The 13,801-nt window shown below is 43.2% G+C and carries 12 protein-coding genes; all 12 read left to right on the forward strand.

The genetic code is table 11. The features are described from left to right. The first annotated feature begins 554 nt into the window (after positions 1-554). The gene (gene mraZ, locus ACQK2H_RS07385) at positions 555-998 is read left to right on the forward strand and encodes a division/cell wall cluster transcriptional repressor MraZ (protein WP_425390792.1); all 444 of its coding nucleotides are present in this window, start codon (positions 555-557) and stop codon (positions 996-998) included. Further along, positions 991-1,980: a 16S rRNA (cytosine(1402)-N(4))-methyltransferase RsmH gene (gene rsmH, locus ACQK2H_RS07390; RefSeq protein ID WP_425390793.1), complete on the forward strand. Its 990-nt coding sequence runs from the start codon at positions 991-993 to the stop codon at positions 1,978-1,980. The genes mraZ and rsmH overlap by 8 nt, the downstream gene beginning before the upstream one ends. A gap of 77 nt (positions 1,981-2,057) precedes the next feature. Then, the gene (locus ACQK2H_RS07395) at positions 2,058-2,423 is read left to right on the forward strand and encodes an FtsL-like putative cell division protein (protein WP_425390794.1); all 366 of its coding nucleotides are present in this window, start codon (positions 2,058-2,060) and stop codon (positions 2,421-2,423) included. A 94-nt stretch (positions 2,424-2,517) separates the two neighbouring features. Beyond that, on the forward strand, positions 2,518-4,617 hold the full coding sequence (locus tag ACQK2H_RS07400; RefSeq protein ID WP_425390795.1) for a penicillin-binding protein: 2,100 nt from the start codon (positions 2,518-2,520) through the stop codon (positions 4,615-4,617). Beyond that, a complete protein-coding gene (locus ACQK2H_RS07405; RefSeq protein ID WP_425390796.1) occupies positions 4,617-6,068 on the forward strand; it encodes a UDP-N-acetylmuramoyl-L-alanyl-D-glutamate--2,6-diaminopimelate ligase in 1,452 nt (483 codons plus the stop codon). Before ACQK2H_RS07400 ends, ACQK2H_RS07405 begins: the two co-directional genes overlap by 1 nt. A 118-nt stretch (positions 6,069-6,186) precedes the next feature. Next, positions 6,187-7,362: a phospho-N-acetylmuramoyl-pentapeptide-transferase gene (gene mraY / locus ACQK2H_RS07410; protein ID WP_425390797.1), complete on the forward strand. Its 1,176-nt coding sequence runs from the start codon at positions 6,187-6,189 to the stop codon at positions 7,360-7,362. Beyond that, complete coding sequence (locus ACQK2H_RS07415; protein WP_425390798.1) at positions 7,362-7,730, forward strand: hypothetical protein; 369 nt, start codon at positions 7,362-7,364, stop codon at positions 7,728-7,730. The genes mraY and ACQK2H_RS07415 overlap by 1 nt, the downstream gene beginning before the upstream one ends. After that, positions 7,730-9,109 carry a UDP-N-acetylmuramoyl-L-alanine--D-glutamate ligase gene (murD, locus tag ACQK2H_RS07420; protein ID WP_425390799.1) on the forward strand — a complete coding sequence of 460 codons (1,380 nt, stop codon included), beginning with the start codon at positions 7,730-7,732 and terminating at the stop codon, positions 9,107-9,109. The genes ACQK2H_RS07415 and murD overlap by 1 nt, the downstream gene beginning before the upstream one ends. Before the next feature lie 118 nt (positions 9,110-9,227). Then, on the forward strand, positions 9,228-10,379 hold the full coding sequence (locus ACQK2H_RS07425; protein WP_425390800.1) for an FtsW/RodA/SpoVE family cell cycle protein: 1,152 nt from the start codon (positions 9,228-9,230) through the stop codon (positions 10,377-10,379). Between the two features lie 26 nt (positions 10,380-10,405). Beyond that, positions 10,406-11,488: an undecaprenyldiphospho-muramoylpentapeptide beta-N-acetylglucosaminyltransferase gene (murG, locus tag ACQK2H_RS07430; protein WP_425390801.1), complete on the forward strand. Its 1,083-nt coding sequence runs from the start codon at positions 10,406-10,408 to the stop codon at positions 11,486-11,488. A 142-nt stretch (positions 11,489-11,630) separates the two neighbouring features. Next, a complete protein-coding gene (gene murC / locus ACQK2H_RS07435; protein ID WP_425390802.1) occupies positions 11,631-13,025 on the forward strand; it encodes a UDP-N-acetylmuramate--L-alanine ligase in 1,395 nt (464 codons plus the stop codon). Beyond that, positions 13,018-13,776, forward strand: a complete 759-nt coding sequence (locus tag ACQK2H_RS07440) for a cell division protein FtsQ/DivIB (RefSeq protein ID WP_425390803.1) — start codon at positions 13,018-13,020, stop codon at positions 13,774-13,776. The genes murC and ACQK2H_RS07440 overlap by 8 nt, the downstream gene beginning before the upstream one ends. Positions 13,777-13,801 lie beyond the last annotated feature (25 nt).

The following is a 13,801-nucleotide window of genomic DNA, read 5'->3' on the forward strand; positions in this document are numbered from 1 at the left end:
AATATAGCAAATAATACTATTGGTACTAGAAGAGTTCATAAAAGCATTAGGATTTGGGCAAACTGCATATCCAAAGATTATAGTTTTTTACGTAAAGCTGACAACAAACCAGTTTAGGACTTCTACTAAACCATTTCCTATATAGCTCAAAAGTAATCCTGGAGAACTAAAATCAAGGAAAATACTTTTTTCGTAAAAGTGACATATTTCCGAAGAGGCCATTACAATCGGACATAGAGGGTCATTTGATTGGACCTATACACTTCTCCATTCCTTCACCCTCCATTTCCAATTCCCCCACCATCTCCCACCAAATACCTGAAATCCCAAATTTCAAGCATCAAATTCCAAAAATTTTTCAAAATAGGTACCTAAAGTTGTTGGTTTACATAACTCACTCATTCACAGAACATTCATTTATTGCTTAAAATCATTGATTTAAACATCAAATACGCATTTTCTTATATTTTGTGTATGAAAGTGGGGGAAAGTGGAGGAAAATAGGAAAAGTTGATTACATTTGTCTCGGTGGTTTATATTTTTCAAGGCTCAGTATGGCGTTTTTTACAAGCGAGTATGAGTGTAAGTTGGATACTAAAGGGAGGTTGGTCTTGCCTGCAAAGATCAAGAGCAACCTCCCGGAGGTCTCCACTACAGAACTAGTGATACGGAAGGGATTCGAACCGAACCTCATCCTGTATCCGATGGTGGAGTACAAAAAAATACACCACAAGATCTCTTCACTTAGTGAATTCGATCCGGAGCAGCGTAAGTTGAAACGGACATTTTTCAGGAGCATCGCCCAGGTGGAGTTGGATAACGCCAACCGAATACTGGTACCAAAACAGATGCTCGCTCATGCACAAATAGAAAAGGAGGCACTCCTCATCGGCACGGGCAACTATATAGAAATGTGGAATCCTGAGGTATTTGACAAGCACATGATTAGTGACGATAGCGAATACTCAGAGCTGGCGCAGAAGTTTTTAGATGAGTGATTCTAAAAATGAAAAAGCCCCCTTCTCCTCGGGGAGAAGGGCTGGGGATGAGGGGAATGAATACCATAACCCTGTCATGCTGCAGGAATGCCTTGACGGGCTGGATATAAAACCAGACGGAGTATACGTGGATGTGACCTTTGGAGGTGGCGGTCACAGCAAAGCGATACTTGATCGATTGACAACCGGCCACCTCATTGCTTTTGATCAGGACAAAGACGCTGAGCAAAATGCACTAAAGCTTCAGGAGGAGCTAGATGCCTCCGGGAGCGAATGTTCTTTCACATTTATTGAATCAAATTTCAGATACCTGAAAAAATACCTCAGGCTACATGGCATCACGGAAGTAGATGGCATCCTGGCGGATTTGGGAGTTAGCTCCCATCAGTTTGATGAGCCATCGCGTGGATTCACCATTAGGGCAGAAGGTGTGTTGGATATGCGCATGGATCAGGCCGCAGCTAAAAGCGCCAGGGAGGTAGTCAACGAATACGAGGAAAAGGATCTGATACATATTTTGAGTGCATACGGGGAAATCAGGAATGCACGAACACTTGCAAGAGAGATTGTGAGCTTCCGGATGAACCAGCCCATCGAGACCAACGAGCAATTGAAAGCCATTGCGCTGAAAAATGCTCCGAAAGGTCGGGATCTCAAATACCTCGCACAGGTCTTTCAGGCCATACGAATAGAGGTAAATGAAGAAATGGAAGCACTCAGGGAATTTTTGATACAGGCAGGCGAGGTGCTAAAGGCAGAAGGCAGGCTCGTGGTGATGAGTTATCACTCATTGGAAGACCGGCCGGTCAAGAATTTCATAAACAAAGGAAATATTAAAGGGATCGATGAAAAAGACTTTTACGGGAATCCAATTAGGGTATTAGACCCGGTGAACCGTAAACCCATCATTCCCACAGCGGCAGAAATTGAAGAAAACAGCAGAGCGAGAAGCGCTAAGCTGCGTATTGGCAGAAAGAGATAAGTTTTGAGTAACGAGTTATGAGTTTCGAGTTTTCTCGAAACACGCTCGTAACTCACAACTATAAACTCGCAACTAAAATGAAGAACACCTACAAATTACCACAAAGAGAAGAGCGAGGAGGCTTATTCCGTCTCATCAATCGCTTTCTACGCATGGACTCATCCATGAGCGAGGTGATACACGTGCGTTTTCTTCCCCAAATTCTATTTCTAGCATTCTTATGTCTGTTGTACATCGGCAATCGTCACTACGCAGAAAAGAAAATACGGGACATCAATCATCTGGAAACAGAAGTTGAAGACCTGAGAGCAGATTATACGACCCTGAAGGCTGATTTCATGTATGAAAGCAAGCAATCAGAGGTGGCAAAACGAGCAGCAGAGCTCGGCTTAAAAGAAAGTAAGGAATTACCGGTTTTAATCAGGGAAGTTGAAACAAAGTGATTACAGGTAACAAAATAATATTTTTTGAAATTGACCAACGGTCAGTCCACAGTCTATCAGTCGACTGTCGACGGATGACTGTTGACTTTAAAAAATGAGCATCAAACGAGACATAGTACTACGCGTAAGAATCGCCTTTTTGCTGACCTTTTTGGTGGCAGGAGCGGTGATTTTCCGTATTGCTAAAGTCCAGTACGTGGAAGGGGAGAAGTGGAGAAGCATGGGTGAGACGCTCGGCATGCAGGTGATGAATGTGAAAGCCACTCGAGGCAACATCTATGCGGATGATGGAAGTTTACTAGCTACGTCACTTCCATTCTATCGGTTGGCGATTGATCCTTACTTACCTTCAAATGGTCTTTACAAAAACAACATTGACTCACTCTGCTACCTTCTTTCCAGGTATTATGGCGATCTGACGCCTACTCAATACAAGCGAAAAATTGATGGAGCCAGAAAGAAAGGTCGTCGTTATCTGACACTCAACAGACAAGAAATTGGCTACCAGGACAAAAAGAATATGGAAAACTGGCCGCTCTTTCGGGAAGGTCGGTTAAAAGGAGGAGTTATCTTCGAAAAGGTAGAAAAACGCTTTCTGCCTTTCTCCCATTTAGGCATTCGAACCATTGGTAGCGTCAATGCCAACGACCGTGGAGTCGTAGGATTGGAATATAGCTTCAACAAGCAACTGGCTGGTATCAACGGCAAGGGATTGTACCAAAAAATGGCCGGCGGGGGTTGGAGACCGATTTATGACGGTACCGAAAGACGCCCTGTGGATGGTTACGATATTCAAACGACTATTAATGTTGATCTGCAAGATGTAACAGAGTCCGCGTTACTTGACGAGCTTCAAAAGCACGATGCAGACTATGGGGTGGCGATCGTAATGGAAGTAAAAACCGGCGAGATTAAAGCGATTTCTAATCTGAGCAGAAACAGTAAAGGAGATTATTACGAGCGCTACAACTATGCCGTGGGAAGTCAAGGATCAAGGGAGCCCGGTTCTACTTTCAAACTTGCAAGCATGATTGCACTGTTAGAAGAAACCGACATCAAGCTTTCAGATACGGTGGATACCGGAGATGGTAAACTCGAATTTTTTGATAAAACCATGCGGGATCATACACCAGAAGGATTTGGAAGGCTTACCGTTCAAGAGGTGTTTGAGAAGTCCTCTAATGTTGGTGTGGCCAAGTTGATCTCACATTATTTTGGAAATAACCCGGAGAAATACATCAATTACCTCAAGCGAATGAACCTTCACCAACCACTTGATTTTCAGATGGTAGGAGAGGGTAAACCATACATCAAAGATCCATCTGATAGTACCTGGAGTGGTGTGAGTTTGCCGTGGATGTCACATGGTTATGAGTTGAAAATGACACCTCTTCAAATGTTGACACTTTACAATGCAGTTGCCAACAATGGCAAAATGGTGAAGCCGATGATTGTGAAAGGAGTGATGAAAGCAGATCGCATGGTAGACGAATTTGATACGGAAATCATCAACGAACGAATCGCTTCAAAAGAGACCTTACGGAAAGTAAAGCTGATGATGGAAGGTGTGGTTGAGCGTGGTACCGCTAAAAACATCAATCACAGCCATTACAAAATTGCGGGTAAAACCGGAACCGCGAAAAAGGTAAAAAATGGTCGCTATGTGCGTGAGTATTACACGTCGTTTGCAGGTTACTTCCCGGCTGAGGCTCCACGCTACAGCTGCATCGTAGTGATCGACAATCCAAAAGGCTACCAGATATACGGAAGTGATGTGTCTGCTCCTGTCTTCAAAGAAATAGCAGATAAAATCTACTCCCTGGAGCTGGATATGCATGAAATTGGAACTGAGGAACGCACGTATGTAACTGGCGTATTCCCATACATCAAGGCAGGAAAGCGTGAGGAGCTCACCATGATATGCAATCAACTAGGTATTTCCAATCATGCTAAGTCCGAGACCGAATGGGTGACTACAGATGTCATCAATGATGCGGTATACTGGGAAGGTAACCCAGTAAAATATGAAGTGGTACCTGACGTGAGAGGTATGACTTTGCGTGATGCGATCTATGTACTGGAAAATCTAGGCCTGGAAGTAGAAGTGAAGGGTAGAGGGCGTGTCGCAACACAATCTATGACACCAGGAGGAAGATTAACTAAAGGCACAACCATAAAACTTCGTCTGAGCTGATGCAAACACTAAAAGACATATTGTTTGGCGTCTCGCTTAAGTCCATCACAGGAAACCGTGATGAGAGAGTGTCTGGAGTGACCTTTGATTCACGTAAAGTGGAAAAGGATTTCCTCTTTGTTGCAGTGAAAGGACTAACCGTGGACGGTCATGATTTCATAGAGGGAGCTATTGAAAAAGGAGCCAAAGTGATCGTTTGTGAGTCGGTTCCTAAAGATTTAGATAAAGACATTACTGTTGTTCAGACAGACAATTCAGCGAAAGCCCTGGGCATCATCGCATCGAATTTCTATGGACGACCTTCAGAGAAATTGAAGCTTGTAGGCATCACAGGTACAAATGGCAAGACCACTTGTGCAACACTACTGTTTGAGCTTTTCCAAAACCTGGGCTATTCGGTGGGCTTACTTTCAACCGTAGAGAATAAGATTAACCATAAGGTCTTAGACACCAGCTTTACTACTCCGGATGCAGTACAACTTAACCAGCTTTTGGCTGAAATGGTCAATAGTGGTTGTACGCATGCTTTTATGGAAGTGAGCTCCCATGCCCTGGTACAAAATCGAGTGGCAGGTATTCATTTTACCGGAGGTGTATTTACCAATATCAGTCATGATCACCTCGATTACCACAAAACATTTGACGAGTACATCGCAGCGAAGAAGCTGCTTTTCGATGGCCTTTCATCTGAGTCTTTCGCATTGGTCAATGTGGATGACAAACGTGGGTCCGTGATGCTTCAGAATACGAAAGCGAAAAAACATCGCATGGGTATCCGATCGATGGCGGATTTTAAGCTCCGTATCATTCATAATACCCTCCAGGGGTTAGAATTGAATTTCAGCGGGGTTGACGTTTGGTTCAAACTCATCGGTGAATTCAACGCCTACAACTTGCTTACTGCCTACGCTGTGGCTGTGCTTCTAGAAGAGGAAAAAGAGGATGTGCTAAGTGGGCTTTCTACTACTACCGGAGCTAGTGGCCGATTCGAAAAAGTAGATAATAAATCCAATGTAATGGCCATTGTAGATTATGCGCATACGCCGGATGCTTTGGAGAATGTACTTAAAACAATCGATGATCTCAGAACCAAAAATGAGACGTTGGTGACTGTAGTAGGGTGCGGGGGAGACAGAGATAAATCCAAGCGACCAAAAATGGCGGGTATTGCGGCGCGATTCAGTGATAAGATTATTCTGACATCAGATAATCCACGAACCGAAGATCCACAAGAGATCATTGAGGATATGAAAGAGGGAATACCGAAATCAAAAGAACGGAATGTGATGGTGATTACAGATCGAAAAGAAGCGATTCGGACGGCCTGCAATCTGGTAAGCGATCAGGACATCATTTTGGTGGCTGGGAAAGGTCATGAGACCTATCAGGAGATAAATGGTGTACGCCATCACTTTGACGATAGAGAGGTATTAAAAGAGCTATTGAACTAATGAATACAGTTTTAGAAAATATCTCAAGAAATAATCCCCCTTATAAAGGGGGGTGTGCTAGGCTGTGCGGCTGCAGGGGGATGTATAATCTAATATCAAATAAATCTATAATCGAAAGATGCTGAACTACTTATTTGAATATCTCAATCAAATAGACTTCCCGGGAGCGGGAATGTTTCAGTACATCTCATTCCGTGCTGGGATGGCGGCATTGCTTTCATTGCTAATTACAATCACTTTTGGAAAGCAGCTGATCAATATGCTTCGAAAGTACCAGCTGGGAGAATCCATCCGTGACCTAGGATTGGAAGGCCAGATGGAAAAGAAAGGAACGCCTACCATGGGTGGGATTATCATCATTTCCGGTATTGTGATCCCTACACTTCTTTTTGCAGACCTGGGCAATATCTACATTATTCTGCTGATCATATCCGCACTTTGGATGGGTAGTATCGGCTTCTTGGATGACTACCTGAAAGTAAAAAAGAAAAACAAGGAAGGGCTCAGAGGAAAATTCAAAGTGACCGGACAGATCGGTCTGGGTCTGCTAGTGGGACTGGTTATGGTATTCCATGAAGACATTGTGGTTCGTGACTTTTCTGGGGAAGCATTTAAGGATGAAAACTCCTTGCTTACTACGATACCATTTGTTTCTAATAATGAATTCAACTATGAGTGGTTGCTTCCTGAGTTCTTATCTGATTACTCATGGGTGCTGTATGTAGGGGTTGTCATCTTCATCGTTACAGCAGTTTCAAACGGAGCGAATATTACCGATGGACTCGATGGGCTGGCAGCAGGAACGTGTGCAATCATCGCTCTGACATTAGCTGTTCTGGCATATCTATCAGGTAATGCGATTTTCTCAGATTACCTCAACATCATGTTCATTCCAAACTCAGGAGAACTGGTGATCTTCTGTACTGCCTTTGTAGGAGCCTGCATTGGTTTCCTTTGGTACAACGCCTACCCGGCTCAGGTTTTCATGGGTGATACCGGAAGCCTTTCATTAGGTGGAATCATCGCCGTTTTGGCGTTTGTGATTCGGAAAGAATTATTGATCCCAATACTATGTGGGATACTGGTTATCGAAAATTTATCGGTGATCATTCAGGTGTCATATTTCAAGTACACCAAAAAGAAATACGGGGAAGGAAGACGCATCTTTTTGATGTCGCCGCTCCATCACCATTATCAAAAGAAGGGGATTCATGAGGCCAAGATCGTAGGAAGGTTCTGGATCATGGGTATTCTCCTAGCCATTTTCACACTTGCAACGCTAAAAATCAGATAATGACAGTAACAGAAATCCATGAATTAAACGAGAAATTCCAGAAAGGTGCGGTGCAGCTTTCTGAGCTCATTCCATCGGGCACCCTGGTGCAGGCAACATCCATGCTAATTCGATGTTCGCGTAAGATAGATGATCATTTTTTGAAGTTGCTAAAGGCACCTTCTGAAATGGTATTCAATCAAATAATGGGGAAACTAGAGGATGAAACAGATGAGGTGCTTTTCATCCTTGATCAGCTTGAGCTGGCCAATAAAAAGCAGAAGATCGCTTTGATCAATGACTTTGTAAAGGATGGATACGACCTGATGTCGATCTATTCCAGATGTTTTGATGTGATTATTGACCGAAAACAAAAAGAAGAAGAATAATGAACGAACGCATAGTCATATTGGGAGGAGGAGAGAGCGGCGTTGGGGCTGCCATACTCGCTCGTCAAAAGGGCTATGATGTATTCCTTTCTGACGGAGCAAACCTGGCTCCAGACCGGAGAAGGACGCTCAAAAGTCAGAAAATAGATTTTGAAGAAGGTGGCCACTCGGAAGAACTCATTATGAAGGCTGCACTCGTGGTGAAAAGCCCTGGTATTCCTGATACAGCTCCATTGGTTCAAAAAATTGTGAGTAAAGACATACCTGTCATTTCTGAGATAGAGTTTGCGTATCGATTTATCGATAAGGCAAAAGTGATTGCCATTACCGGCACCAATGGAAAGACGACTACTTCGATGCTAACCTATCACTTGCTGAAAACCGCAGGTTATAAAGTGGCATTAGGGGGAAACGTTGGAAGAAGCCTTGCCGGACTCGTTGCAGAAGGTGGCTATCATTATTATGTCGTGGAGGTAAGTAGTTTCCAATTGGACGGGATCCAAAATTTCCGACCGGATGTGGCTGTGTTACTGAATATCACTCCGGATCACCTGGATCGGTATGAGTACAACTTCAATAAGTATGTCACTTCGAAATTCAGAATTGTAGAGAATCTAACGAACGAACAGGCTTTCATCTACTGTGCAGATTCTGAGCCGGTGACAGAAGAAATTAGCCGCAGAAAAATCGAGGCAAGCATGTTTGCCATGTCAGCTTCTAACAATAACAAGCTCAGCGCTTATCTAAAGGAAGAGCATCTGATTTTTAATTTCCAGTTCAAGAAGGATAATGCTGAATATAAAATACCAGTTTCTGAAATCTCATTGATTGGGAAACACAATATGGTCAACAGCATGGCCGCTGTGTTGAGTGCACTTTGCATGGAGGTGCCGATTGAAAAAGTATTGAAGGGACTTAAAAACTTTAAAAATGCACCTCACCGATTGGAATTCGTGCAGGAGATAGATGGTGCGGCATACATCAACGATTCGAAAGCTACCAATGTCGATTCTGTCTACTATGCGCTGGATGGTGTGAAAGGAGATATCATTTGGATTGCCGGAGGAATCGATAAAGGAAATGATTACAAGCAGATCGAGAAATTGGTAGAGAAAAAAGTGAAAGGACTGATCTGTATGGGTAAGGATAACAGCGCTTTGACTGAGTTTTTCGGATCTAAACTGGATCGAATCGCAGAGGTTGATTCAGTCAAAAAGGCGATTCATCAGGCACATGAGTGGGCAAATGATGGAGATGTTGTGTTACTGTCTCCGGCCTGTGCCAGCTTCGATTTGTTCGACAATTACGAGGATCGTGGTGACAAATTCAAGCGAGCAGTCAATAAGCTCGCCAAGACATTAAAAACGAAAGAGGCATGATGAAAATGCAGTTCTCCATATCCTTAATGAATCAGTTTCCCCCTTTGGAGGGGGTTAGGGGGAGGATTGTATTACAAAATGAAACCAGGGGGATGTTGAACCTCAAAAATGAAGAAGTATGAATGAAGTAAAAAATTGGGCATATCGAAACCTGAAAGGCGACCCGGTGATTTGGTTCATCGTGCTGATCCTTTCCTTATTTAGCATTTTGGTGGTGTATAGTGCCACCGGCAGCCTGGCCTACAAAATGATGGATGGCAACACAGAGTACTATTTGATCAAGCACTCGGTTTTGGTGGTGGTGAGTTTGATAGCCATCTGGCTTGCCCACCGCATCGATTATCGTTATTACTCTAAAATTTCACGCCTTGTTCTATGGCTCTGTGTGCCACTTCTTCTGTTTACCTGGATGTTTGGTACCAATATCAACGAAGCATCCCGGTGGTTAACGATCCCGGTAATCAATCAGGCATTTCAGCCTTCAGACTTAGCGAAGCTTGCCCTACTAGTGACATTAGCGAGTATGCTATCCAAGCGTCAGCGATCCATTGATGATTTTCAAAAAGCCATTGTTCCAATGCTATTCTGGATCGGATTGATCTGTGGATTGATTGCACTGACCAATTTTTCATCAGCGATCCTATTATTCCTTACATGCATGCTGGTTCTTTTCATTGGTAGGATCCCTGTGAAATACCTGGCGATGCTCGTAGTGATTTGTGCATCATTTGGATCTGTGGCATTCATGGTTGGCCAAAGAGGTGGAACAGCTATCTCAAGGGTAGAAGACTTTATCAATAACGATACACCATATCAGGCGAAGCAGGCATATATCGCAATTGCCTCCGGTGGTGTCATAGGTAAGGGGCCTGGGCAAAGTGATCAACGAAATTTCTTGCCGCACCCATACTCAGATTTCATCTATGCGATCATATTAGAAGAGTACGGATTAATTGGTGGTATACTCATTCTCTTTCTATACCTCGCTCTATTGTATCGGGGAATGAAGGCAGCAGAACAGAATGACAGGGCTTATGGCGGACTGCTGTCCGCAGGACTAAGCTTTGCGCTGGTCATACAGGCACTGGTAAATATGGGAGTTGCAGTGGGACTTGGACCGGTTACGGGATTAACTCTTCCATTTATCAGTATGGGAGGTACCTCTCAGCTTTTTGCCGGAGTGGCGCTGGGCATTATTCTCAGTGTGAGTAGAGGTGAGATAGACAATTTTGGAGGAACGATTGGAAACCAATATAAAGAAGCAGCATAATCGAACAGGGACGAACATATCGGATAATGATTAGCGGTGGTGGCACAGGTGGCCACATCTACCCGGCAATTTCCATTGCCCAGGCATTGAAGGATATGCTTCAGTCGGTGGACATTTTGTTCGTGGGTGCCAAAGGCAAGATGGAGATGAAGAAAGTGCCTGAGGCTGGTTTTGAGATCGAAGGATTATGGATCAGTGGCATTCAACGAAAGCTTTCTGCAGATAATTTAATGTTTCCATTCAAGCTTTTGTCGAGCATTCGGCAAGCATCTAAGTTGATCAAGAAATTCAATCCTGATGTGGTGGTAGGAGTAGGAGGATATGCAAGCGGACCATTGCTATATGTAGCGGGTAAAAAAGGAATTCCGATCCTAATTCAGGAGCAAAACTCCTATGCCGGACTGACCAATAAATGGTTATCTAAATCAGCTCGAACGATATGTGTGGCTCATGAAGGAATGGAAAAGTACTTTCCTGCTAATAAAATAGTAGTAACCGGAAATCCGGTACGAAAGACTATCAAGCTTAATCCTAATCGAAAAGCTGAGGCATTCAAGCATTTTGAGCTGGATGAGTTTAAACCAACACTACTGGTAATAGGAGGAAGCTTGGGAGCAAGAACATTGAATGAAAGCGTTCTTGATGGTTTAGAGAGGCTTGCAAAAGAGGATATTCAGTTGATCTGGCAATGTGGTGGTTACTACCATGATGAAATGAAAGGGAGAGTAGAAGATAAAGGTGGAAAGGTCATTCTTAAGGATTTCATTTTTCAGATGGATTTTGCCTATGCCTGTGCTGATGTGGTGATTTCGAGAGCAGGCGCACTATCCATTGCAGAACTCATGCTGACTGGAAAGCCGTCCATTTTAGTCCCTTCTCCAAATGTTGCTGAGGATCATCAGACGATCAATGCCAAAGCATTAGTAGATAATGACGCAGCTGAAATGGTAAAGGACAATGAAGCCATGGACAAGCTTATTGATGAGGCCATTGCTTTATTAAAAGATAAAGATCGACAGCAAAAGCTGTCAAAGAATATTGGAGCTATGGCGCATGAAAATGCGGCCATGGATATCGCAAACGAAGTGGTAAAATTGGTTGAGGAATGAAATTAGCTGGAGAACATATAGTTCAATTTTGCCATCCTGAGCGCAGCGAAGGATCTATTCCCCCTTTGAAGGCGGTTCGACGCTTCGGGGGTGTGTTGGATTCGTGTGTAAGCAGGTGGATGTTTAAAACCAATCATCAATCATGAAGCTCAACGAAGTAAATAGCGCCTATTTTATCGGTATCGGAGGTATCGGCATGAGTGCATTGGCTCGTTGGTTCCATGCGAAAGGGAAGGCGGTGGCCGGATATGATAAGACGGAATCCGATCTGACCAAAAAGCTTGTTGGGGAAGGAATTGACGTGCATTATCAAGATCAGCTGGATTTGATTGATGATAAATTCCTGGAAAAAGAAGGTACATTGATCGTTTATACGCCTGCTATCCCACAAGATCACATTGAGTTTAATTACTTCCGTGATAATGGCTTTACAGTGATGAAGCGATCAGAAGTACTCGGAATGATCACAGAAAATCATTTCACCATTGCTGTAGCTGGAACGCACGGTAAAACCACGACTACTTCCATGATCGCTCACTTGTTGAGTCATTCCCGTAAAGGCTGTTCGGCGTTTGTTGGTGGGATCATGGCAAATACAGGCAATAACCTGATAATTGGGGATGATAATGCTCCAGTAGTTGTGGAAGCGGATGAATACGATCGTTCATTCATGCGATTGAATCCTAACTATACCATCATCACTTCCTTAGATCCGGATCATTTGGATATCTATGGAGATGAAACAGCTATGCTGGATACCTATGAGGAGTTTGTGAAGAAGACGCCAAAGGATGGGAAAGTGCTAATGCATTCTGAGGCTGGGTTCAAGATTAACCCAGGTAATAAATACGTCTCTTACGCCATACGAAATGGTGATGCGGTAGCTGATGCACTTCGAATTGTGAATGGTGCTTTTGTATTCACTTATCGCTATGGGATGGAAAAAATATCAGATGTGCACCTGGAGTTTCCGGGGTATCATAATGTGGAGAATGCTTTAGCAGCTATCACTGTAGCTGTAGATATGGGTATGGAAGGACGAGAAATTCGCAAACTGATGCGATCCTATAAGGGAGTAAAGAGAAGGTTTGAGTACGTCTTTAGAAGTCCACAAGCTACGCTGATAGATGATTATGCGCATCATCCTGAAGAGATCAATGCATTTCTTAAGTCTGTGAGATCATTAGCAGGCAAGCGAAAGATCACAGCCATTTTTCAGCCGCACTTGTATTCACGGACAAACGATTTCAAGAAAGGCTTTGCTGAGGCACTGGATAAAGCAGATGACGTGATTCTGCTGGACATTTATCCTGCCAGGGAGGAACCGATCGAAGGGGTGAGTTCCAAGTCAATTTATGATCTGATGGAGAATGAGAATAAGGTGATGGTGACTAAAGACTACTTGCTGCAAGAACTAGAAGATCATAATCTGGATATAGTGGTGACCATAGGGGCCGGTGACATTGACCGTGAGGTTCCGAAAATCGCCGAGTACATGAAAAATAAGTTTAATCCTAAAAGTGAAGAAGATGAGTAAGGAAGAAAAGAAAAACATACTGATCTACTCATTCAGCGGGTTGCTTTTGCTTACGCTGATCACCTTTGCAGGAATAAAAAATAATGGGAGGTCTGTGGAGAATGTAAAAGTTGAAATCTTTGATCAGGAGGGAATATTTTTTACTGATCAGCTGGAGGTTGTTGATCTGATGACAGATAAGAGTGTAGATTATGTCATAGGTGTGGAAATGGGGGATCTTGATCCAAAAGTGCTGGAAGAACGAGTGGAAACCAATCCATTTGTGAAGGATGCTCAGGTATATCGAGACCTGAAGGGGAATTTACAGGTGAAAGTTGAGCAGAGTAAGCCGATAGCAAGACTTTTCATTGATGGGAAAAAGGATAGATACATCGATGAAGATGGTCGGGTGCTCCCGATTAATGCGAAACATACCGCTCGGGTACCATTAATGGAAACGGAATTTGAATTCATGTGGGAGAAAAACCTGAATGAAAGCAAGTTTGGAAGGCAGGTATTTGAGCTGCTAACTTTTATTGAAAAGGATGAATTCTGGAAAGCCCAGATTGCACATATCTTCATTAGAAAAGATGGAGAGATAGAACTGTTTCCTCAGGTAACGAAGCAGGTTGTTGAGTTTGGTAAGCCTGAAGATTTAGAAAGAAAGTTTTCAAAGCTGATGACTTTTTATAAGGAGATTTTACCGAAGAAAGGATGGAATACCTACGATCGGGTAAATCTGAAGTTTGAGAATCAAATTATATGTGAATGACCAACATAGTTGGAAATATCATTTT

Source organism: Ekhidna sp., from assembly GCF_965228795.1.
Taxonomy (GTDB): domain Bacteria; phylum Bacteroidota; class Bacteroidia; order Cytophagales; family Cyclobacteriaceae; genus Ekhidna.

Excerpts from the sequence above, each read along its gene's own strand:
- ACQK2H_RS07440 (WP_425390803.1), top strand. The coding sequence starts at position 13,018 with ATGAGTAAGGAAGAAAAGAAAAACATACTGATCTACTCATTCAGCGGG.
- ACQK2H_RS07395 (WP_425390794.1), top strand. The coding sequence starts at position 2,058 with ATGAAGAACACCTACAAATTACCACAAAGAGAAGAGCGAGGAGGCTTA.
- mraZ (WP_425390792.1), top strand. The coding sequence starts at position 555 with ATGGCGTTTTTTACAAGCGAGTATGAGTGTAAGTTGGATACTAAAGGG.
- ACQK2H_RS07405 (WP_425390796.1), top strand. The coding sequence starts at position 4,617 with ATGCAAACACTAAAAGACATATTGTTTGGCGTCTCGCTTAAGTCCATC.
- ACQK2H_RS07415 (WP_425390798.1), top strand. The coding sequence starts at position 7,362 with ATGACAGTAACAGAAATCCATGAATTAAACGAGAAATTCCAGAAAGGT.
- mraY (WP_425390797.1), top strand. The coding sequence starts at position 6,187 with ATGCTGAACTACTTATTTGAATATCTCAATCAAATAGACTTCCCGGGA.
- murG (WP_425390801.1), top strand. The coding sequence starts at position 10,406 with ATGATTAGCGGTGGTGGCACAGGTGGCCACATCTACCCGGCAATTTCC.
- murD (WP_425390799.1), top strand. The coding sequence starts at position 7,730 with ATGAACGAACGCATAGTCATATTGGGAGGAGGAGAGAGCGGCGTTGGG.
- ACQK2H_RS07400 (WP_425390795.1), top strand. The coding sequence starts at position 2,518 with ATGAGCATCAAACGAGACATAGTACTACGCGTAAGAATCGCCTTTTTG.
- ACQK2H_RS07425 (WP_425390800.1), top strand. The coding sequence starts at position 9,228 with ATGAATGAAGTAAAAAATTGGGCATATCGAAACCTGAAAGGCGACCCG.
- rsmH (WP_425390793.1), top strand. The coding sequence starts at position 991 with ATGAGTGATTCTAAAAATGAAAAAGCCCCCTTCTCCTCGGGGAGAAGG.
- murC (WP_425390802.1), top strand. The coding sequence starts at position 11,631 with ATGAAGCTCAACGAAGTAAATAGCGCCTATTTTATCGGTATCGGAGGT.